Source organism: Aromatoleum sp. (assembly GCF_035254505.1).
Lineage (GTDB): Bacteria > Pseudomonadota > Gammaproteobacteria > Burkholderiales > Rhodocyclaceae > Aromatoleum.
The window spans coordinates 58,742-80,364 of record NZ_DATFAO010000091.1 but is presented as its reverse complement, the minus strand read 5'-3'; the positions used below and the strand labels follow the sequence as shown (position 1 = coordinate 80,364).

Here is a 21,623-nt window from a genome sequence, read left to right as displayed (position 1 = left end):
GGGAAAAGCCGCCATCCCCACAAGTTATCCACAAAGCTGCTCACGACGCTTGGGGATATCTGCGAGGACTGCCAATTAATGTCTTTGTAATATTGCCTGAATTTTAGGCAATCAAATCTTTTCCTTTTGTTTCAGCCATCTACCGCCCGCACCAACACCTTGTCCACAGTACTGCTCACGCCCCGTGGGGATAAGCGTCAATTGGCGTCCGGACGGCCTTTCAGTTCGAAACCGTCGCTAACGGCGACGACTCGGTTTCGCCCAAGACTCTTTGCACGATAGAGAGCCGCATCTGCTGCCGCCAGGAGATATTCCAGTTCGTCGCCGGGTCCGTAGGTGGCCACGCCGATGCTAGCGGTCAACTCAAAAGGATTGCCGTCGGACCCACGCAAGGCGATACCGGCAATGGCGATGCGAAGACGCTCGGCAAGTTCTCGCGCCCCGTCGAGGTCCGTCCCCGGCAGCACGATCACGAATTCCTCCCCGCCATAGCGCCCGACGACGTCGATCTCGCGCACGCTCTCGACGCAGGCACGAGCAACCTGGCAGATCGTTTCGTCGCCGGCTGCATGCCCGTGCCGATCGTTGATCTGTTTGAAATGGTCAATGTCGAGCAGCAGTACCGACAGGGGGCTTCCAAACCGCTGGGCTCGCATCTGTTCGTGTTGGGCCCGTTCGAGCAGGAAGCGTCGGTTGCCGATTCCAGTCAGCGGATCGATTTGTGCAAGCTGACGCAAGTCTTCCTCCCGCCCTTTTCGTTCGGTGACGTCTTCGCGCACCGCGACAAAATGCGAAATCCGGCCGAAGCGATCCCGCAGCGGTGAGATGGCGATGTTGTCCCAACATTCATCCCCATTCTTACGGCGATTCAGCACCTCGCCGCGCCACACGTGGCCGGACAGGATTGTCTGCCAGAGACTGCGGTACACGGCGGCATCGGTATGTCCCGACTGGAACATTGCGGGACTGCGGCCGATGATTTCCTCCCGCTCGTAACCCGAGCTCTTCACGAAGGCGTCGTTGGCGTATTCGATGCGTCCGCGCGAGTTGGTGATGGTGATTGCGGCTGGAGCATGATCCATCGCCGCCTTGTAGGTTTCGAGGGAGTATTCGCTGATCGGGAAAAAGCAGTTGGCGACTTCGCCCCGTGTTCGCTCGTCCGAACTCCCCCCGTGCCGACCACGTCCGCGCCGCCCTCCGAAATCGCCTCGAAGGAAATAAAGTTGAGAGCTACTGCGCGCGCGTAGTAGCGGCCAGATCGCCCACGCCACGACAAACGCAAGCAAGGTCAGGGAGACAAGCAGAAACGGCAGAAAGATGCTGTCGGCGGGGCTTGAGCGTTGATCGATCTCTCCGGCGGCGAGCACCCCGTCGAGCATCCACAGACCGATCGCGGTCAGGGCGGAAAATGCCGCCACGAGAAAAATGGACAATGCGATGCGGGATCGAAGCATCAGGCGCGACCAGCCCTTCAGCGGTGAGGTAAAAGGAGTTTTTCCTGAAAACTAATGATATTCGATTTTCTCCAGAAAATGCCATACAGATCATTGCAATCATCTGATTTATGTGGACAGGCCGGGCACCCGTTGCGGGGCGCTGTGCCCCGTCAGCCGGATTTCGGCCGCATGCGGTAAGATCTCGGGCTCCCCATCCCGGCCTCGCACTCATCCTCCCATTGCAGATTCCCCGATGTTCGATAACGCCAGCTGTTTTGCATTGTTCGACGATAACCTGGACGGGACGGGCGATTTTCTGCTGACCGGGCTCGTTGAGCGTGTCGAATGCAATGATCCGGCACTGCTCGCTGACGTCCTGGCTCGAATCGAAACGCAACGCAAGAATGGGCATTGGGCGGCCCTCAAGCTCCGCTACGAGCTTGGCTACGCCCTGGAGCCCCGCCTGCATGCGTTGCTCCAGCACGACGCACCCTTGCTGACGGCGTGGATTTTCAGTGACTGCAAAGCACTCGGCGCCGATCAGACAACAGCGAGAATCGAAGTCTCGCTCTCGGCTCTGGATGAACATGAGCGAGTCGCGGGGCTCGCCAAAATCTCGCCAACACTATCGCCTGAAAGGTATGTCCGAGCGATATCTCGCATTCAGGAGCTGATAGGCGCCGGCGACTGCTACCAGGTGAATTTCACCTTCCCGATGCAGGCGCAGGCTTACGGCAGTCCGATAGCGCTATACAAGGCGCTGCGTCATGCCCAACCCGTCAAGTACGGCGCGCTGATACGCGACGCTGATGGGACGATCCTGTCGCGCTCCCCCGAACTCTTCGTCGAGCGCCATGGCGACCGTCTAATCTGCCGGCCGATGAAAGGCACCGCCCCGCGCGACGGTGATGCCGAGGCGCTGGCCGGCTCCGAAAAGAATCGCGCAGAAAACGTCATGATCGTCGATCTGATTCGTAACGATCTCGGAAGACTCGTTCCGGCGGGTGGCGTCCACGTTGAACGTCTGTTCGACGTTGAGGCCTACCCCAGCGTCTGGCAGATGACCTCGACCGTTACGGCAGCCCCTGTTTCCGCGGGATTCGAAGACATCCTGCGGGCGCTGTTCCCCTGCGGTTCGATTACAGGGGCGCCAAAGATCCGCGCGATGGAAATCATCCATGAGTTGGAGGAGGAACCGCGCGGCATTTACTGCGGCGGCCTGGGATGGCTGGCGCCGGACGGCGATTTCCGTCTCAGCGTGCCGATTCGCACGCTTGAAATCGCGCGCTCCGGCGATGCCCGGCTCGGCATCGGCAGCGGGATCGTCGCCGACTCGGACGCGGCTTCCGAATGGGCAGAATGTCTGCTCAAAGGCCGTTTCGCAACCGACCTGAAACCGGCATTCGGCCTCATCGAGACTTTGCGTTGTGAAGGCGGGATGCCGGATCCTTATCCGCTGCTCGAAAGGCATCTGGCGAGATTGCAGCGGTCGGCTGCGGAACTCGGTTTCGTCTTCGACCGGCAAGCGGTATGCCGAAAGCTCGATGAGGCGGCCTCCGATCTCGCCGGCACACATAGGGTGCGCCTCGAACTCTCGGCCGACGGATCGATCTCTGTGATTGTCGTCGCGCTCGACCCGATCCCCTTGAGCCCCCTTCCCACCGTGATCCTGTCGCAGGAGCGCGTGTCGAGCATCGACCTGCTGCAACGACACAAGACAACTGCCCGCGAACGCTACGACCGGGAATTGCGCAGAGCTACAGCGGCCGGCCACTTCGATGTGATCTTTCTCAATGAGGACGGAGAAGTCGCGGAAGGCGCCCGCTCGACCCTCTATCTCGATAGCGGCGACGGCCATCTGCTCACCCCACCACTCGCCAGCGGCGTGTTGGATGGGGTCTATCGCAGAAAACTGCTCGACGAAGGCGTGGCGTTCGAAAAGCGTCTCACGCTGGCCGATCTGAACTCAGCCGATGTGATCCACCTGTCAAACGCCTTGCGCGGGCTCGTGCCGGCCCGCCTTGTGAAGTCTCAGTGAGTGAGGCGGCAGCGTTGCGCGCAGCTGCAGCGGAGCAAGGCGTTGCCCTTGTCGGTGCACAGGCAGTAACGAACCGCCTTGCTTGCGAAGCGTTGGTCGAGCGCTTCGCCGGGTTCGAAATTCTCGATCCCATGCAGCTTCAAAAAATGGAGCGCGGCACTCAGGCCATGGAACACGGTAATTCCGCCATTGCTCACGCATAGCCAGCGATCATCGAGGGAGATGGTATAGCATCCACCATTCTCGACCCCGACGGCATGAACTCGTACCTTGAATCCATTTCGACGCCACTCCGGGGCCACCGCCAATTCAAGCCAAGTCGCCACCTTTGCGCCCTGCGCCAACGTCTCCATCCCTTCCCCCTCCCGCGAAGTATCACAGCCGGTTTCTACGAACCTAATTGCTGCCGTGCTCTACTGAGGTGTTTAGTTTGCAGAATTTTGGCTAACCGCGCAATTCGATTTGGGTAAAAATTGTCATCGAATTACCAGATATGGGGTACTAACATCCTGCATTTTGGGTATCCCGATAGCATCGTTTTTGATTAACTCAGCCAGTGGCTATACTTGCCACACTATTCAGAGCGGCATCGTACCAATCAGGAGACCGACGCATGAAACTTGAAACGCTCGCTGTACACGGCGGCTACTCGCCCGATCCGACAACCCGGGCGGTCGCAGTGCCGATCTACCAGACGACGTCCTATGCTTTCGACGACACGCAGCACGGTGCGGATCTGTTCGACCTGAAGGTCCAGGGCAACATCTACACCCGCATCATGAACCCGACGCAGGACGTGCTTGAAAAGCGCGTTGCCGCAATGGAAGGCGGCATCGCTGCGCTCGCGATGGCTTCGGGCATGGCGGCGATTACCGCATCCATCATGACGATTGCGGAAGCCGGCGACAATATCGTGACGTCGAGCACGCTGTATGGCGGCACCTACAATCTCTTCGCGCACACGCTGCCGCAGTACGGCATCCAAGTGCGCTTTGCCGATTACCGCGATCCGGATGCATTCGAACGACTGATCGACGACCGCACGAAAGCCGTGTATTGCGAATCGGTCGGCAACCCGCTCGGCAATATCACGGATTTCGAAAAACTGGCGGAAGTCGCCCATCGTCATGGCGTACCCGTGATCGTCGACAACACCGTCCCGTCGCCCTATCTTTGCCGTCCGTTCGAACACGGAGCCGATATCGTCGTCCATGCGCTGACGAAATACCTGGGCGGCCACGGCAACTCGATCGGCGGCATCATCGTCGATTCAGGCAAATTCCCGTGGGCAGAACACAAGGCCCGCTTCAAGCGGCTGAACGAGCCCGATGTTTCGTATCACGGTGTGGTCTATACGGAAGCGCTCGGTCCTGCAGCCTACATCGCCAGGGCCCGCGTCGTTCCCCTGCGCAACATGGGTGCGGCGATTTCGCCCTTCAATGCCTTCCTGATCCTTCAGGGGATCGAGACGCTAGCGCTACGGATGGACCGGATCTGCTCCAATGCTGTGGAGATCGCGAGCTATCTGAAGGACCATCCGAAAGTCGGCTGGGTCAACTACGCAGGCCTCGAGGATCACGCTGACTATCCGCTCGTCCGCCGCTACATGGGCGGCCGCGCCTCGGGCATTCTGACGTTCGGCGTCAAGGGCGGGCGTGATGGCGGTGGACGCTTCCAGGATGCGCTGAAGCTGGTAACGCGCCTGGTCAATATCGGCGACTGCAAGACCCTGGCCTGCCATCCGGCATCGACCACCCATCGCCAGCTGTCACCCGAGGAACTGGTGCGCGCGGGTGTGTCGGAAGACATGATCCGCCTGTCGGTTGGTATCGAGCATATCGACGACCTGATCGCGGACCTGGATCAGGCGTTGGCGGCCGCCTGACCATGCGCGGCCTGCGCCCTACTCCGGCGCGGCCGCGTCGATGAACCGGGCGAGCGCGAGGTCGCGCTCGCTCAAGCCACCAGCGTCGTGCGTGCTGAGCGTGATCTCGACCCGGTTGTAGACGTTGAACCATTCCGGGTGGTGATCCATCCTTTCAGCCATCAGGGCGACGCGAGTCATGAACGCGAAGGCCGCGTTGAAGTCCTTGAAGCGCAGCGAGCGGCGGATTGCGTCCCGATCGGTGAGTTCGGCCCATAAGGGCAAGGCAGCGAGCGCGGCCTGGCGTTCGGAGCCGGTAAGCCTTGAGATCATGGAGTCCTCCTGGGTCGTAATGCGCCAACTAGGATGTCACGCTACTTGAGGCTGAACAGCGTGCGCCGGCCTGCCCCGCCCTCCTTCGCGTCGTCGCCGCCTCCGATGTGAGGGGTCAGGACGAAGATACGTTCTGCCGATACCTTTCCTTCGGCCAGGAGCGCATCCTTGACCATTTGGGCGCGCAGTTGCGCGAGCTGGCGCAGAGCGTTGTCGTCGACCGGCGTGTTCGCCATCAGCAACGCCTCCATCTCCGCTGCGGGAAGGTCCTTCAGCAGTCCGATCGCGTTGCGCGGGCGCTTGAAATCGGCGTCGCGGTAAACCTGCTTCAGGAAGACCTGATACTCCGTCGCGTCGATCGGGACGTCGTCGAGCGAAGGCGCCTCAGTGCCCCTGCGCAGCATTTCCTTGAGTTTAGCCGCCTTGATCTTGCGTTCAAGCAACACGCGCTTGATCCCCTCGATGTCGGTCGCCGGGTCCGCGCGGCCGGTGATTTCGAGCTTGACCGCGGGGCGGTCGGACAGCGCATGTGCGAGATTGGCGATCTTGTCGGTCGCTGCCTTTTCGAGGTTGGCGCGCCCCGGAGCGTAGTCGATATACGAGAGCTCCTCACCGCCACCGAACATCGAGCCGAGCAGCGAAAATGGCGAAGTAATCGCCTTGCCGATCAGATTGATGAATGCCTTGAAGACGATTCCAGCCACGCTGAATTCAGGATCGTCGAGCGAGCCGCCGATCGGCACGCTGAGGTCGATCTCCCCACGGCTGTTCTTGAGCAGGGACACCGCGAGGCGCACAGGTACCTTGAGCGCGTCGGGACTCTCGACCTCGTCGCCGAAGGTCAGTTGATCGAGGAAGACTCGGTTGGTGGCGGTGAGTTTGCGATCCTCGATGCGATAGTTGAGATCGGCCGAAAGCTTGCCCTTGGCAATGCCGTATCCGACGTACTTGCCGGAATAGGCCGAGATGCCGGTGAGCTCGAAGTCCTTCACCGAGGCCGCGATCTTGAGATAACGATCTTGCCGGAACGGGTTGAGCTCGCCCGCCACCGTCACCGGGGCGCTGTTGTCCACCTTCCCGCGCAGATCCAGCTTCGCGATCGTAGACGGGTCGGACGACAATCCGGTCAGCTCACCCTCCATTCCTGTCAGATTGGCATCGTAGTTCGGGCGGATGAAGCGGTCGCTGAAGGCGATGTTGCCTTTCTGGATGGCGATCTTGCCTATCGCAATCGGCATCACGGGTTCGGGAGGGGGCGGAACAGTGGCCTGGGCGGGAGGACTTGCCGCCGCGGCGGGCGACATGGGTGGGGCCGTCTTGTCGCCGTCGCCCTGCGCACGGATTTCCCGCAGGTTGAGGCGACCCTTTTCGTCGAGAATGAGGCGGGTGTAGAAGTCGTTGAGCGAAATCTCGCCAACCGCCAGCGCCGGTGGTTCGGTACGCAGATCGATTCCGGTTACGGCGAGGCGGCGCAAGCGGACAAAGTCGGTGGCCTGCAGTTTGTCGATCGATGCGAAGTCGTCGACGCCGATATCGCCCTTGAAGCTTGCCTTGATGGCGCCGTCTCGCTTCTGATCGAAGGCGAGCGCACCGCGGGTCGTGATCTGGCCGCGGGAAATGGCGATGTTCACGGCCTCGGCAACGTAAGGTTGCAGGGGCAGGAGATCGACGCTGCGCAGGTCGAGCCGCAGATCGCCTTTCAGCGGATCGAGCCCAATCCCGCCGGTAATCCCGATGCGCCCGCGCTTATTCACGCGTGTGGCAAGGTCGATACGAGTCGTCGCGCCTTTCGCGGTGCTGATGCCGTCCGCCGTGAGCTTGAACTCCTCGGCCTGCATCACGATCGGCGTACCCTGTGTCCGGTCCTCGAAGCGGATCGACCAGTTGTTCAGGGCGAGCCGGTTGAGGGCAAGACTCCAGACAGGCGCTACCGGCGCGGGTGCGGCCTTGGCGGACGCTTTCGCGACGGCCTTTGGCTGCGCTTTTGCGGGGACTGTGGCGGCGGCAGGCTTGTCTCCCAGGACCCTCAGCGCGTCGAATTGTCCATTCTTGTCGCGGACACCGTTGATGACCGTTCCCGTGGACTCGATCGTCCCGATCCCCAGCGTATGCTCGGCGGGATTGACCACGACGTCGCTCACAGTGAGACGCGGAATCTTTGCCAGCGCGCCCTTTTGGCCCCTGAGTCCGATCTCGAAGTCCCGCAGCGCGATCGATTCGGCCTTCGCGGAGAAGCTCACGTCGTCGCCTGCAGCTTTCGCCGCATAGGAAATATTGGCGTCAAGCTGCCCATTGCGGATCTCGCCGCCGGGGATCTGGTCGGCGTAATACGGCAGATAACGGCCGACACCGAAACCTTCGGCCACCACCTTCCCCTCGATCTCCCGCGCGGCCACTTTCAGCTTCGCCTCGTGCGTGAGCCGTTCGCCGGTGTCGGTGACGAACGCGGCTGATATGTCGGTGACCGCGTTTGGAGCGTTCGCGAGGTTCTTGATTTCAACGGATAGATCGCGCAGTTCCGTGCGGAACGGGACGCTTCCGGTACCGGCATCTTCAATTCGAAGGGTCGCTCCGCTGAGGGCGAAACGGTCCAGAAGAAAGACCGGTTCTGGTTTCGCCGCAGATGGTGCCGCAGGCTTGGGAGCGTTGGGACTTTCAGTGGCAGGCGTGGGAAGTATCCGCTGGAAGTTCAGCCGGCCATCGTCGAGCCGCGCGAGATCGATTTCGGCGCCGGGCATCGAGACCTCGCCGACATGGATCTTCCCGGCCAGCGGCTGGACGTCCACGAGCGTCACCGTGAGCGACGGGAGTTTTAGGAGTTGCTTGCCGACGTCGTCCTGCAGTTGGAAGTCGGCGAGTCCGGCCGTTCCTTTCAGCGCGACCGCAGGTTCGCCGGTCTGCGGCTCGGCGAACGACAGCTCGAGCTCGGTCGAAAGGCGCGCGGAGGGGACGCGAAAGGACGGTTTGAATGGAAGATATGCCAGATACGGCGTGAGATCGAAACTATCGAGTTTGAATTCGAGGACGGTTTCGTGTGTCGTGCTGAACGGCCGGCTGCGCCCCGAAATATGCAGCGGTCGGCCATTGATCGTTGCCGAGATCAATGGCTCGACGAAGAGGTCGACCTTGACCGGCAGATTGGAAATGAACGGCAGTCCGATATTGATCGTCGTGAGCTCGTGCTTGACGCCCGTCGTCTCGTCGTCCACGAGCACCGCGCCGTTGATCAGCTGCAGGTTGTTGAGCGAAAACAGCGCCGGCGATTCGTTCTCATCCTTTGGCCGCGCGGCGATCTTCTCGACGACATCAGTCCAGCTGTGGCGGCCGCCCTCGAGAAGCGCAACGTGGATCTGCGGCGCTTCGATACGCACCTCGCGTAATACAGGCGCAAGCCTGAAGAGCGATTCGGCCTCCATATTGACGTACAGGCTGCTCAGCGAAAAGGCGTCGGGCCGCCCATCGGCTTCGGCGAGGTGCACGCCGCGCGCCGTGAGCGACAGTGCGAAGGGATTGATGCTGACTTCTTCAAGGGTCGCTGACCGTCCCGTGAATTCGGCGATCGCCTTCTCCGCGAAATGGCGAACGATTGGAGGAAGAACGAAAAACCCGAGCAGGGCGATCGTAACGAGTCCCCCCGCCAGCCATTTGGCTGCACGGTAGGCGCGAGTACGATCGATACGCAAGCGGTGTCCCTTCCCTTCAGCAGTCATGCATTGCTCCATGGAACGGGCATCAGTCGGAAAGCCCATGACGGAAATCTATCAGGCCGCATGGCGGCTGTGAATCAACCATATGGGCGGTTGCTGCCAGCTCAAAAAGTAACTTCAGCGGAATCTGGACCCGTTTGATACTGATCAAGGAGGGAGACATTGGATCTCGGACAATTGAGACACCTGACCGGAGAGCCGACCATGACCCAGATTACCGCCCTGATGACCGATGACCACCGTGCCTGCGACGAGGCCTTTGCTCGCGCCGAAACCGCTGTTTCCAAAGGGAAATGGGATGACGCCAAGAGCGCGCTGCAAACCTTTGTTGAGGGATTGCAGGCCCACTTCGACGCCGAGGAGTCGATCCTGTTTCCGAAGTTCGAGGCGGCGACCGGCATGGCTGGAGGACCGACGCAGGTCATGCGTGGAGAGCACGCCGAAATGCGTAGCGCCCTCGAGCGGATGCAGGAAGCTCTGAGCAACCACGACGCGGACGAGTATGCCGGCGAATCGGAAACGCTGCTGATCCTGATGCAGCAGCACAACATGAAAGAAGAGAACATCCTGTATCCGATGTGCGACGCGCATCTGCCCGGGGCGGAGCTCTCTTCCGACCTGAAGGGCCGGCTCGGTGCCGGCGCGCAGGCATGACGAGGGTGATCGACGCGCGGGGCCTGGAGCCTCCCCAGCCTTTCGAACTGGCAATGGACGCAATTGCCGACCTGCAGAAAGGGGAAGGTTTTCTCCTTCTCCTCGATCGGATGCCGCACCCGCTGCTGCGGCTTCTCGATCGGGACGGATACCGGCACGAGAGTCGCGTGCAGGATGACGGCTCGGTCGAAGTGAGGATCGACTGTCCATGATGCCACCTGGCCAGAGCCTCAGCTACGATGCGGCGCCGTGCTTTTCGACGCCGCTGCGCTTCTTCCTTACGGCACCGCTGTTCGGAGTGGCCGCCGGGGCTCTGCTGTTGGGGATGCCTGAACTGCTCGATTCGCGCTGGACCCCTGGGGCGCTCGCGCTGACGCACCTCATTGCGGTCGGTTTCATGCTGTCGGTCATGCTTGGCGCACTGCTCCAGGTACTGCCGGTCGTCGCCGGCGCGGTGATCCCGCTATCCGGGACCGTTTCGGCGCTCGTTCACGGCGGCCTGAGCATCGGCGCCGCTTTGCTCGCACTAGGACTCGGAGCCGGCTTGCAGGTCGTGCTGCTGCCCGCGATGGTTCTCCTCGGCGGTGCGCTCACGCTGTTTCTGATTGCCGCGGCGCTGGGTCTGCGTCGGGCGCCCGTCGCGCAGGCGACTCCGCGCGATCTGCGCCTTGCGCTCGGCGGCTTCGGTGTTGCCGTGGCGCTCGGCATTTCGCTCGCTCTCGCAGTGTCGGGCCGCGTCTCCCTCCCCCTGCTGACGGCGCTCAAGCTGCATATCGGCTGGGCCATGCTCGGCGGTGCCGGGATCTTGTTGGCGGCCACGAGTTGGGTCGTGGTGCCGATGTTTCAGATCACGCCGAATTATCCGACTCACATGACCCGCTTCTGGGCAACCGGCACGGGTGCAGTGCTCGTCGCGTGGAGCGTTGCGGTGCTCACCGGACACGATGCAACCGAGTTCGCACTGCTGCTGGCGATCGCGGCGGCGTGCTTCCTGTTTGCTGTGACCACTGTCCGCCTGCAGCGCCAGTCACGCCGCACGGTGCCGGATGTGACGATGCGGGCATTCCAGCTCGGCATGGGGTGTTTCATCGCGGGGCTCGCCTGCGTGCTGCTCGCGCAGCGTTCGGACGGGGTACTGTGGCCCGTGCTCGCCGGCATACTGATCCTGCATGGCGGCTTCGTCAGCGTGATCGTGGGGATGTTGTACAAGATCATCCCCTTTCTCGCCTGGCTTCATCTGACGCAGGATCTGGGCAAGGCGCCGAACATGAAGAAGCTGCAGCCGGATGCGCAGGTGAAGCGCCATCTTTCCCTTCACGGCGCTGCGATCGCAGTGCTACTCACCGCGACGGTTGTCGGGCACCCCCTGGGCATCCGGATCGCGGGCCTGGTGCTGATCGCGGAGTTCGCCCTGCTTGCTGCCAACACGATCAAGGTGCTGCGCACCTACCGCGCCGTTCGCGCGGCCGCCTGAGCGCGCTATCGCGACAAATTTTCATTCTTAACCGGGATCAAGGATTTCCCCTTCTCCGGTCCCTAGAGTGCCTCCCAGCTTGCAGATTGCCAGATTCGCGAAGTGCGCCAAGGCATCCATGTTTCGATTATCAGAAGGGAGTCGTAGATGAGCCAGGACCGTATCAAGGACCAGAAGCAGGACGGCCAACCAGACGTGAGCCGTCGGAAATTCCTCAACACCGCCGCCTTTGCAGGCCTTGCCGGCGCAAGCATGACCGTCGGATTGTCAGCCTGCAAGCAGGAGGAGAAGACCGCTCCCGCTGCGGCGCCCGCCCCCGCTCCTGCCGCAGCTTCGGAGGCCGGGAAGTATGAAGTCCCGCCGGGCCAGCTCGATACGTACTACTCGTTTTCAAGCGGCGGCCATTCGGGCAACGTCCGCATCTACGGCCTGCCTTCGGGCCGCGAGCTGAAAGGCATCCCGGTGTTCAACACCGACTGCCTCGTCGGCTGGGGGATCACGAACGAATCGAAGGCGATCATCGGCACCAAGCCCGACGGTAGCCTGAAGTACCATACCGGCGACACCCACCACGTGCATCCGTCCTACACGGATGGCACGTATGACGGCAAATACCTGTTCGTCAACGACAAGATCAACTCCCGCCTGGCTCGTGTGCGTCTCGACACGATGGAGTGCGACAAGATCACCGAACTGCCGAACGTCCAGGGCTTCCACGGCACCTTCCCGGACAAGCGCGACCCGGTCGACGCCTCGATCAACCACACGACCCGCGTGTTCTGCGGCGCCGAGTTCTCAATTCCGCTGCCGAACAACGGCCATAACATCGAGAAGACGGCCGACTATCGTTCGCTCTTCACCTGCGTCGATTCTGAGACGATGCAGGTCCGCTGGCAGGTGCTGATCGACGGCAACTGCGACCTCGTGGCGACGTCCTACGACGGCAAGCTGGCGGCGACGAACCAGTACAACACCGAGATGGGTGTCCATTACGCCGAAATGATGTCGGTCGAGCGGGACGCTTGCCTCTTCTTCAACGTCGCACGTATCGAAGAAGCGGTGAAGGCCGGCAAGGTGACCTACATCGGCGATTCGAAGGTGCCGGTGGTCGACGGCCGCAAGGAGGCCAACGCCGATCCGAAGACGGCGCTGACGTGCTACGTGCCGATCCCGAAGAACCCGCATGGCGTGAATATCAGCCCGGACGGCAAGTACTACGCGTGCTCGGGCAAGCTCTCGCCGACGGCCACGGTCATCGAGCATGAGTTGGTGCTGAAGTGGTTCGAAGGCGAAATCAAGGAGCCGCGCGACACCGTCGTCGCCGAGCCTGAGATCGGCCTTGGCCCCCTGCATACCGGTTTCGACAACAAGGGCAACGCTTACACGACCCTCTTCCTCGACAGCCAGATCGTGAAGTGGAACGTCGAAGCCGCGATCAAGGCCTACAAGGGCGACAAGAACGTCACCGTGGTGCTCGACCGCATCGACGTGCATTACCAGCCGGGCCACGGCTTCACGTCGATGGGCGAAACGAAGGAAGCCGACGGCAAGTTCTTCATTTCGGACAACAAGTTCTCGAAGGACCGCTTCCTGCCGGTCGGCCCGCTGCACCCGGAGACGGCGCAGATGATCGACATCAGCGGCGACAAGATGAAGCTCGTCGCCGACCACTCGGTGCTGTCGGAGCCGCACGATTCGATCGTGGTCCGCCGCGACATCATCAAGACTCGTCAGGTCTACAACATGGACGAGTTCCCGAACGCGGTGAAGGATCCCAAGGATTCGGGCGTGTTCCGCGAAGGCAAGAAGGTTACCGTGAAGATCACCGGTCAGGCGCCCGCGTACAGCCTGCCTGAATTCACCGTCAAGAAGGGTGATGAGGTCACGATCATCGTGACCAACCACGACAAGGTCGAGGATTTGACGCACGGCTTCGCGATTCCGAAGCACGACATCAACTTCATCGTGAACCCGCAGGAAACCAAGTCGGTGACCTTCAAGGCTGACAAGCCCGGCATCTACTGGTGCTACTGCACCCACTTCTGCCACGCACTGCACCTGGAGATGCGTAGCCGCATGATCGTGGAGCTGTAAGCGCTCCGACCGAACCGCGCCGGGATGGCATGGATTCCGGCGCTGGTGCCCGCCCCCCGAAATGGGGGCCCCGATGGGTGACTGTTTTAGAGGGGCTTCGAGCCCCTCTTTTTTTCTGCGCTTACGCAGTCGCCTCACGCAAAGTACCTTTCCCCAAATGAACTTGACGGGAAACAATTACAGCTCGGGGCGGAATTCCTAGACTTGCGGCAATCTCACCAACGGTAACCGTGATGAAGCTCCCGGTCGTGATTCGCCAGATCCTCCTCACCCTCGTCGTCTTTCTTGCAGCCTCCTCCGTCTTCGCCGACACGTATGAGGCGAAGCTGCCGGCCGAGATGAACAGCTCGCCCGATCTGTGCAAGTACGTCCCCTGCACCGAAGTGCTGCCCGGGGCGACGGTCTTTTCCGAACGCAAGGGTCAGCCTCCTTACGTGGAGGGGTATTCCGAGCAGAACGGCCAACGCAAGCTCGTCGGCTATGTGATGCTGTCGACCGACATCACGGACACGCCCGCCTATTCCGGCAAGCCGGTGATTACGCTCATGGGGATGGACACGCAGGGGCACTTCGTCGGCGTGAAGATCCTCAAGCACTCGGAACCGATCCTGCTCCTGGGGATCCCTGAATCGGCGCTGGTCCGATTCAATCAGCAGTATCTCGGCAAATTCATCGGCAGCAATATCGAGATCGGCCAGTCGCGGCCGGAAGAGAACATCATCGGACTCGACGCGATCTCCGGCGCCACCGTGACCGTCATCGCGCAGAACCAGGTGATGATGAAATCGGGCTCCGCAGTCGCAAGACAGGTGGGGATCCTCAAGCCGACGATTCGCGAGCAGGCGAAACTCCTCGAGACGGGCGCGAAACCGGACTGGGCGACGCTCGTGAAGGAAGGCAGCGTCCAACGTCTCGTCGTCAGTAACGAGCAGGTGGGAACGCCGCGCGGGGACAAGCCCTTCATCGAGCTCTGGTTCGGCTACCTCAATCAGCCGGACATCGGTCGTGCGATCCTCGGCGACGGGCCTTATCGCAGCCTGATGGCCAGTTTGAAGGAAGGCGAGCACGCGCTCTTCGTCATCCGCACCAACGGCACCCAGTCCTTCAAGGGTTCGGGCTTCGTGCGCGGCGGCATCTACGACCGTGTCCAGATCCGCCAGGACGGCGATTCCTTCACTTTCCGCGATCTGGACGCGGCGAATCTGTATGGCATCGCGGCGCCCGGCGCCCCGGCCTTCTCCGAATCGTCGATCTTCATCATCCGCTCGAAGGCTTTCTCCGCGGCTTACCCGTGGAAGTTCGTCTTTCTCGGCAACCGGGTCGACCGCGCGACCGGCGCCCGCAGTTTCGCGAACTTCGACACCGAATACTGGCTGCCGGCAACCTATCTGCAAGGCGGACGGCCCGAGGTCGTGAAGCCGGATGCGCCGTGGCTCCGCGTGTGGAAGACTCGCGCGGTCGAGATCGGCCTGTTCGTCGCACTGCTCCTTGCCGTCGCGACCGTCTATGCGCTGCGTGACAGCTTGACGCGCCGTGCGACGCGCAAGCGCAAGTGGCCCGTCAACGCCTTCAAGTACAGCGGCTGGCTCATCAGCATCGGCTTTGTCGGCTTCGGCATGCTCGCGCAGCCTTCCGTGACGCAGGTCCTGACTTGGTTCCACGCGCTGCTCTTCCACTGGACCTGGGAACTGTTCCTTTCCGATCCGTTCATCTTCCTGTTCTGGATCTTCATCATCATCACGGTCTTCGTGTGGGGACGGGGGCTGTTCTGCGGCTGGCTGTGCCCCTTCGGGTCCCTGTCTGAGTTGCTGTTCCGGATCGGCCGCCTGGTGGGCCTGAAGCGCTTCCAGTTCCAACTGCCGCGCAAGTGGCACAACCGGCTCAAGTGGGTGAAGTACGGCGTCTTCTTCGGCCTGCTGACGGTGTCCGTCTTCTCGATGGGGCTGGCCGAAAAGCTCGCCGAGATCGAACCGTTCAAGACGACCTTCCTGGTGGGCCTCTTCAACCGTAGCTGGCCTTATACGTTGTTCGCGTCGACGTTGCTCGGCCTGTCGATCTTCATCGAGCGCCCGTTCTGCAAGTACCTCTGCCCGCTCGGCGCGTCGCTCGCGATGCCCTCGACCTTCCGCTGGTTCGGGCTCAAGCGAAAGCAGGAGTGCAACTCCTGCAAAGCGTGCGCGGTCGAGTGCGGCTCGCAGGCGATCGACGCGGACGGCCGCATCGATCACCGCGAGTGCCTGCACTGCCTCGACTGTATGATTCTGTACACCGATGCCCATGCTTGCCCCCCGCTGTCGCAGGAGCGCAAGCGCCGCACGAAGGCTGGACTCGTCCTGACGCCGATCGGCGCCGACGGCTATTTCATCCCGATCAAGCCAGTCGCGGCTCCCACCGACGTCGCGGCATCGAACCACTGATTTCCGGAGCAGTCTGTAATGGTCAATCCGACAATGCCGACCGATCCCGCTGAGCCCCCCTATGCGGCGGCGAGCAGCGTGACGCAGCTGATCGCTGCCGAAGTTTGGGATCACCTGTGGCCCTGGAGTCACCACGGTTTCCAGCGCCAGCGGGCGATGCAGGCCGCAAGCATGGCCTTGGGACTCGCAGCGAGTGTCGTCTGGATCCTGGCAGCCATGGGACAGATGGAGGCTGGTGCGCTGATCGGCTGGTGGTTCGGCTGGAGCGTGTTCGAAGTCGTCGTGCGCCTGGGCTCCAAGCCCTACGTGAAGGACGGTCCGTGGTGGGGCCGGCGTTATCGCGTCGCCAACACCATGGACATGGTCTGCTACGTCGGCTTCAAGAACCTGCTGATTGGCGCGACGCTGTTCATCGGCTTGAAGTCGCTGGGCCTTCTGACGCCGTGAGCTTTGCGAAGGGCGTCACGCACCTTGTCTCAGCCGTCAGTCTGGCGCTGCTCGTCAGTGCTCCCGCAGCGGCAGAAGTCTGGCGCCTTTCCCCCGGGGACAGAATCCAGACGGCGATCGACCATGCTGCGGCCGGGGACACGATCCTGCTCGCGCGCGGGCGCTATCACGAGCGCCTGCGCGTCGAGAAGCCCCTGACCCTTCGCGGTATCGACCGGCCGACGCTCGACGGCGACGGCCGCGGCGACGTGATCCGCGTCGTCGGGACGGATGTGGTCGTCGAAGGGCTGATCATCAGCAATTCGGGCGACGATCTCGGCGCACAGAATGCCGGCGTTTACATCCAGCCTGGCGCCGACCGCGCGGTCGTCCGGGCCTGCGATCTCACCTACAACCTGTTCGGACTCTGGATCGAAAAGGTGAAGGACGTCCGCATTGAAAACAACGTCATCACCGGCAAACGCGACTATCGCTCGGCGAGCCGCGGCAACGGCATCCAGCTCTACAACACGACCGGCGCGCAGATCATTGGCAATCAGGTGAGTTTCGTGCGCGACGCGCTCTATATCGACGTCTCGCACCATGCCGTGTTTCGCGGCAATCGCCTGCACCATTCCCGCTACGGCACGCACTACATGAATTCCTACTACAACCTGTGGGAAGACAACGAGGTGTACCTCAATCGCGGCGGCCTGGCACTGATGGAAGTGCGCAACCAGATCGTTCGCAACAACCGCACGTGGGGCAACTCGGATCACGGCATCATGCTGCGCACGATCCAGGATTCCGTTATCGAAAACAACATCGTGGCCGGCAATACCCGCGGCTTCTTCATCTATGACGCCGAGTACAACACGTTGCGCGGAAACCTCGTGATCGACAACGTCGTCGGCGTGCACCTATCGGCGGGGTCGAAAAACAACACCGTCGAGGACAACGATTTCATCAGCAATCGCGAACAGGTCCGCTATATCGGCGCGCGTGACGAATTGTGGGGCGTCAAGGACGGAAACTACTGGAGCAATTACCTTGGCTGGGATCGCAACGACGACGGCAAGGGCGACATCCCGTATGAAGCGAACGACATCGTCGACCGGCTGTCGTGGCAGCACCCGATGATGAAGCTCCTGCTCGCGAGCCCTGCCGTGCAGACGCTGCGCCTGGTCGGCCGGCAGTTTCCGCTGCTGCGTGCCCCGAGTGTCGTAGATCCGACGCCAAAGATGAGCCCTGCCCATGACAACTGGAGAGACTGGCTTGGCAAGTATTTCCCCGGCGCCCGCTAAGACGGGCGCCCCCGTGATCGCCGTACGCGGCGCGGCGCGGCACTACGGCGCGGTGCGCGCCGTCGACGGTGTCGACCTCGCCGTGATGCCCGGGGAGGTGTTCGGCCTGATCGGCCATAACGGCGCGGGCAAGAGCACGCTCTTCAAGATGATGCTCGGACTGATCCCCGCCACTGCGGGCGAGATCGAAATCGACGGAGCGGCCGTTACGGGACGGGACTTCCGCGCCGTGCGCCGAAAGATCGGCTACCTGCCCGAAAATGTGGTGCTGTACGACAACCTCACGGGCATCGAGACGCTGGAATTCTTCGCGAAACTCAAGGGCGTGGCTGCGGAGCAGTGCGCGCCGATCCTCGATCGCGTTGGCCTCAGCGGAGCGGCCCGCCGCAGGGTCCGCGAGTACTCCAAGGGGATGCGCCAGCGACTCGGCTTTGCGCAGGCGCTGCTCGGCGATCCACGCATCCTCTTCCTCGACGAACCGACGACCGGCCTCGACCCGGAGGCGATCCGCGAGTTCTACGTGATCCTGCGCCGCCTCAAGGCCGAAGGCGTGACAATGATCCTGACCTCGCACATCCTTGCCGAGATTCAGGAACGCGTCGACCGCCTCGCCATCATGGCCAGCGGGAAGATCCAGGCAACGGGCACCGTCCAGGCGCTGCGCGAGCAGATGGATCTGCCGCTGTGGTTCCGCGTACGCCTCGCGCGCAAGGATTTCGAGCAGGTGCGCGCGGTCCTCGGCGGGCTGCCGGTGCTTGCCATCGAGGCGCGCGACGATCACGTCGCCGTCGAATGCCGGCGCGACTCGAAGATGGTGGTCATGAACGCGCTCACGTCGCTCGGCGCGAAGGTACTCGACCTGCACGTGCACGAACCCTCGCTCGAGGACGTGTTCTTCGGCTTCTCGGACTGACCTCATGGAACTGCGACAGATCGCCACCATTGCCGGCAAGGAATTCCGCGACCGCATCCGCAACCGCTGGGTGCTCGCGGTCGCTCTCGTATTTACGGTGTTTGCGCTGGTCATTGCCTATTTTGGCGGCGCCCAGCAAGGCACCGTCGGCTTCCGCTCGATCGAATTCACGATCGCGAGCCTCGTCAGCCTCGTCATCTACCTCGTGCCGCTCATCGCGCTGGTGCTCGGCTTCGATGCGGTCGTCGGCGAACGGGAGCGCGGATCGCTCGATCTGCTCCTGTCGATGCCCATCACCCGCTTCGAGCTGCTCCTCGGCAAGTATCTCGGGCTCGCCGCGGCGCTGGCGTTTTCGACGGTCGTCGGATTCGGCCTCGTCGGCGTCGTGTTATCGGCGCAACTGCAGGCGGCCTCTCTGCTCCACTACGCCGGCTTCATCATCAGCTCGGTGCTGCTCGGTCTCGCCTTCCTCAGCCTCGCAGTGATGACCTCGGTGTTCGCCGCCGACCGCACCCGCGCGTCGGGACTCGCGATCGCGCTGTGGTTCTTCTTCGTGCTGGTATTCGACCTGATCCTGCTCGGCGCGCTCGTGGTCACCGGCGGCAAGTATGGCGGCGAGGCCTTCCCTTACCTCCTCTTGCTGAACCCGGCCGACGTCTTCCGCATCCTCAACATCTTTTCCCTCGACGACGTCCGCACGCTATACGGACTCGCGACCGTCTTCCCCCGCGCGCTCGCCGAACCGTGGCTGCTGGGCCTCGTCATGGCCGGCTGGATTGCAGCGCCGCTGGGCGTCGCAGCATGGAGATTCCGCAAATGATCCATCGAACATCGCGCCGCATATCCGGCGTTCTCATCGGCCTGATCGCAGCCATGCTCCTTTCGGCCTGCGGCCCGTCGGGTACGGGCCAAGGCGCACCAGTGGCTGCGGAGATTGACAGGAGCACCGCCTGTTCACTGGACGGCATGCTGCTCAGCGACTACCCCGGTCCGAAGGCCCAAATCCTCTATGCCGACAAACCCGACCCCGAATTCTTCTGCGACACGATGGAGCTCTTCGCAATCTACCTGAAGCCGGAACAGGTGCGGGCCGTGCGGGCCGTCTTCGTTCAGGACATGGGCAAGGCGGACTGGGACGCGCCCAAGGACGGTTGGGTCGACGCCAAGACAGCGTGGTACGTCGTCGGCAGCTCGCGGCAAGGCTCGATGGGACCGACGATCGGTTCTTTCGGCCAGGAGGCGGACGCGCGGAAGTTCGCCGAAAAATACGGCGGCAAGGTATTCCCCTTCTCGGGCATCACGCCCGACATGGCGGTGCTCGACGGCGGCGCGCTGCATGACAGCAAGATGTGAGTGACGATCATGGCAAATTTCTATCAGGACATGGACCCGGCCGACGCGGTGGAGCTCGAGAAGCTCACTCGGCTGGTCTACGAGCTTCGCGAGAACCGCAGCGCCATCCTCGCGCGATATGGTGTTGATGACGAAATCGCCTTGATGGAACAGATCTACACCGGGAAGATCGATGAGCACCCGGCCTACGAACACTACCTGAGCGCCCGGGTCCTCGCGGACACCCGTGAGACGGTTCGCGCGCTGCTGGCTGATTGCCTCAAGGAGGTCGGACGTCCATGAGCCTCCATATTGAACTTGCCGACGCCCTCCACGTCGCCTTCGGCGCGCATCTGTCGGCGACCCATCAGAAGCAGGACGCGTTGATCGTGCAACTCGATAACGGCACGGAGCTGACCGTCCGCTACCCCGCACCTGACGCCTATTCCCTGCGCTGGACCTTCCAGGGGGCGGAACTCGGAATCGACACTGCTCCCTTGCACGAGGGACTCAAGACGTTTCCGAACCACCTCCATCAGGCCGACGGCCGGGTCGTCGCGGACCCGGTGACCAAGTCCGAGAGCACGCCCGCAGAAAACCTCACGCGGCTCGTCGCTGCCCTCCTGAAAGACCCCCTGCTCGGGCACCGGCCGCCGGTCGCAGCGCCGTAGCCAGCATTCCTATCCTCGCCGTCGGGCCGATGCAGAGAAATGCTGCTCGATCCGGCGCGGGCGCGCCCCATAAATAGCGCACGCCTATCACTCGTATTTTTTCATTCAATTTTGGTTATTGAATGAGCCTCGGTAGCATCCTCTCCATCGACGCACCACGCACAAGGAGAGGCACCATGGCTACCCCGTTCCACAATCCCGAATCGGTCACGATCAAGAACCTCGAGTCCGCCTTCGCCGGCGAATCGATGGCGCACATCAAATATCGCTACTTCGCGAAACTGTGCCGCGAAATGGGCGACGAAGAGACCGCGAAGGCCTTCGAAGCCACGGCCGACCAGGAAGTCATGCACGCCTTCGGCCACCTCGACCTCCTCTACCCGCGGGAGAAGATGAGTCCTGCCCGTGCTCTGCAATTCGCCATCGAAGGCGAGACCTACGAGTACACCGAGATGTATCCTGGCTTCCGCCACGCTGCAGTTGCCGAAGGCAACGAGGCCGCAGTCAAGGAGATCGATGAGCAGATCGAGGAGTCGAAGGAACATGCGGCGCAGTTCAAGGCGGTGCTGGAACGTGCGGCCAAGCGGTTTGCCGCGCTCGCCAAGGTGGAAGAGCGACATGCCAACCACTATCAGCAAGTGCTCGATCGCATTTCGGCCTGAACGCCCCTTCGCCCAACCCTGACAGACTGGACATGACAGACTGGACATGACAGAAAGGAACATCATGAAAAAATATCAGTGCATCGTGTGCGGCTTCATTTACGACGAATCCGAGGGCATGCCGGACGAAGGCATCGCGGCCGGCACGCGTTGGGACGATATCCCCGCAGACTGGTGCTGCCCGGACTGCGGCGTTGCCAAGGCCGACTTCGAAATGATCGAAATCTGACCGACGCCGGGGCGGCGACACGACGCTCCGCCCCGGCTTCCGAAGCCCGACCTCGCAATAAAACCAATA

At 62.0% G+C, this 21,623-nt stretch carries 20 protein-coding genes; 16 read left to right on the top strand and 4 right to left on the bottom strand.

Translation table 11 applies throughout. The features are described from left to right. Positions 1–197: 197 nt before the first annotated feature. Positions 198–1,454, bottom strand: coding sequence for a GGDEF domain-containing protein (locus VJ673_RS19150; protein WP_324127756.1), 1,257 nt, complete (start codon positions 1,452–1,454; stop codon positions 198–200). A gap of 235 nt (positions 1,455–1,689) precedes the next feature. Between VJ673_RS19150 and pabB the strand changes: the two genes are divergently transcribed. Then, positions 1,690–3,474, top strand: coding sequence for an aminodeoxychorismate synthase component I (gene pabB, locus VJ673_RS19145; protein ID WP_324127755.1), 1,785 nt, complete (start codon positions 1,690–1,692; stop codon positions 3,472–3,474). Here pabB and VJ673_RS19140 read toward each other — a convergent pair. Continuing rightward, the gene (locus VJ673_RS19140) at positions 3,468–3,827 is read right to left on the bottom strand and encodes a hypothetical protein (RefSeq protein ID WP_324127754.1); all 360 of its coding nucleotides are present in this window, start codon (positions 3,825–3,827) and stop codon (positions 3,468–3,470) included. The two genes, pabB and VJ673_RS19140, sit on opposite strands and share 7 nt — an antisense overlap. A 260-nt stretch (positions 3,828–4,087) precedes the next feature. Between VJ673_RS19140 and VJ673_RS19135 the strand changes: the two genes are divergently transcribed. Beyond that, entirely contained in the window at positions 4,088–5,359 is a 1,272-nt protein-coding gene (locus VJ673_RS19135) for an O-acetylhomoserine aminocarboxypropyltransferase/cysteine synthase family protein (RefSeq protein ID WP_324127753.1), read from the top strand. A gap of 18 nt (positions 5,360–5,377) precedes the next feature. Here VJ673_RS19135 and VJ673_RS19130 read toward each other — a convergent pair whose 3' ends face one another. Further along, the gene (locus VJ673_RS19130) at positions 5,378–5,692 is read right to left on the bottom strand and encodes a 4a-hydroxytetrahydrobiopterin dehydratase (protein WP_324127779.1); all 315 of its coding nucleotides are present in this window, start codon (positions 5,690–5,692) and stop codon (positions 5,378–5,380) included. A gap of 20 nt (positions 5,693–5,712) precedes the next feature. After that, a complete protein-coding gene (locus VJ673_RS19125; RefSeq protein WP_324127752.1) occupies positions 5,713–9,381 on the bottom strand; it encodes a DUF748 domain-containing protein in 3,669 nt (1,222 codons plus the stop codon). A 201-nt stretch (positions 9,382–9,582) separates the two neighbouring features. Between VJ673_RS19125 and VJ673_RS19120 the strand changes: the two genes are divergently transcribed. The 14 genes from VJ673_RS19120 to VJ673_RS19055 all read left to right on the top strand — a co-directional run bounded on the left by VJ673_RS19120 (position 9,583) and on the right by VJ673_RS19055 (position 21,554). Beyond that, on the top strand, positions 9,583–10,032 hold the full coding sequence (locus tag VJ673_RS19120; protein WP_324127751.1) for a hemerythrin domain-containing protein: 450 nt from the start codon (positions 9,583–9,585) through the stop codon (positions 10,030–10,032). Beyond that, entirely contained in the window at positions 10,029–10,244 is a 216-nt protein-coding gene (locus VJ673_RS19115; protein WP_324127750.1) for a DUF2249 domain-containing protein, read from the top strand. The genes VJ673_RS19120 and VJ673_RS19115 overlap by 4 nt, the downstream gene beginning before the upstream one ends. After that, complete coding sequence (locus VJ673_RS19110) at positions 10,241–11,506, top strand: hypothetical protein (RefSeq protein WP_324127749.1); 1,266 nt, start codon at positions 10,241–10,243, stop codon at positions 11,504–11,506. Before VJ673_RS19115 ends, VJ673_RS19110 begins: the two co-directional genes overlap by 4 nt. Positions 11,507–11,653: 147 nt before the next feature. Beyond that, positions 11,654–13,600 (top strand): TAT-dependent nitrous-oxide reductase, encoded by a 1,947-nt coding sequence (gene nosZ / locus VJ673_RS19105; RefSeq protein ID WP_324127748.1) that lies wholly within the window; start codon positions 11,654–11,656, stop codon positions 13,598–13,600. A gap of 233 nt (positions 13,601–13,833) precedes the next feature. Continuing rightward, on the top strand, positions 13,834–16,017 hold the full coding sequence (locus VJ673_RS19100; RefSeq protein WP_324127747.1) for a 4Fe-4S binding protein: 2,184 nt from the start codon (positions 13,834–13,836) through the stop codon (positions 16,015–16,017). 18 nt (positions 16,018–16,035) lie between these two features. Then, on the top strand, positions 16,036–16,464 hold the full coding sequence (locus VJ673_RS19095) for a transcription regulator (protein WP_324127746.1): 429 nt from the start codon (positions 16,036–16,038) through the stop codon (positions 16,462–16,464). Further along, positions 16,461–17,747: a nitrous oxide reductase family maturation protein NosD gene (locus VJ673_RS19090; protein ID WP_414635673.1), complete on the top strand. Its 1,287-nt coding sequence runs from the start codon at positions 16,461–16,463 to the stop codon at positions 17,745–17,747. Before VJ673_RS19095 ends, VJ673_RS19090 begins: the two co-directional genes overlap by 4 nt. Further along, complete coding sequence (locus VJ673_RS19085) at positions 17,719–18,660, top strand: ABC transporter ATP-binding protein (RefSeq protein ID WP_324127745.1); 942 nt, start codon at positions 17,719–17,721, stop codon at positions 18,658–18,660. Before VJ673_RS19090 ends, VJ673_RS19085 begins: the two co-directional genes overlap by 29 nt. 4 nt (positions 18,661–18,664) lie before the next feature. Further along, positions 18,665–19,480, top strand: coding sequence for an ABC transporter permease (locus VJ673_RS19080; RefSeq protein WP_324127744.1), 816 nt, complete (start codon positions 18,665–18,667; stop codon positions 19,478–19,480). Then, complete coding sequence (locus tag VJ673_RS19075; protein WP_324127743.1) at positions 19,477–20,013, top strand: nitrous oxide reductase accessory protein NosL; 537 nt, start codon at positions 19,477–19,479, stop codon at positions 20,011–20,013. Before VJ673_RS19080 ends, VJ673_RS19075 begins: the two co-directional genes overlap by 4 nt. A 9-nt stretch (positions 20,014–20,022) precedes the next feature. Then, entirely contained in the window at positions 20,023–20,295 is a 273-nt protein-coding gene (locus VJ673_RS19070; protein ID WP_324127742.1) for a hypothetical protein, read from the top strand. Continuing rightward, positions 20,292–20,663, top strand: coding sequence for a toxin-antitoxin system TumE family protein (locus VJ673_RS19065; RefSeq protein WP_324127741.1), 372 nt, complete (start codon positions 20,292–20,294; stop codon positions 20,661–20,663). The genes VJ673_RS19070 and VJ673_RS19065 overlap by 4 nt, the downstream gene beginning before the upstream one ends. 176 nt (positions 20,664–20,839) lie before the next feature. Continuing rightward, the gene (locus tag VJ673_RS19060) at positions 20,840–21,325 is read left to right on the top strand and encodes a rubrerythrin family protein (RefSeq protein ID WP_324127740.1); all 486 of its coding nucleotides are present in this window, start codon (positions 20,840–20,842) and stop codon (positions 21,323–21,325) included. 64 nt (positions 21,326–21,389) lie between these two features. Then, positions 21,390–21,554 (top strand): rubredoxin, encoded by a 165-nt coding sequence (locus VJ673_RS19055; RefSeq protein WP_015436016.1) that lies wholly within the window; start codon positions 21,390–21,392, stop codon positions 21,552–21,554. Positions 21,555–21,623 lie beyond the last annotated feature (69 nt).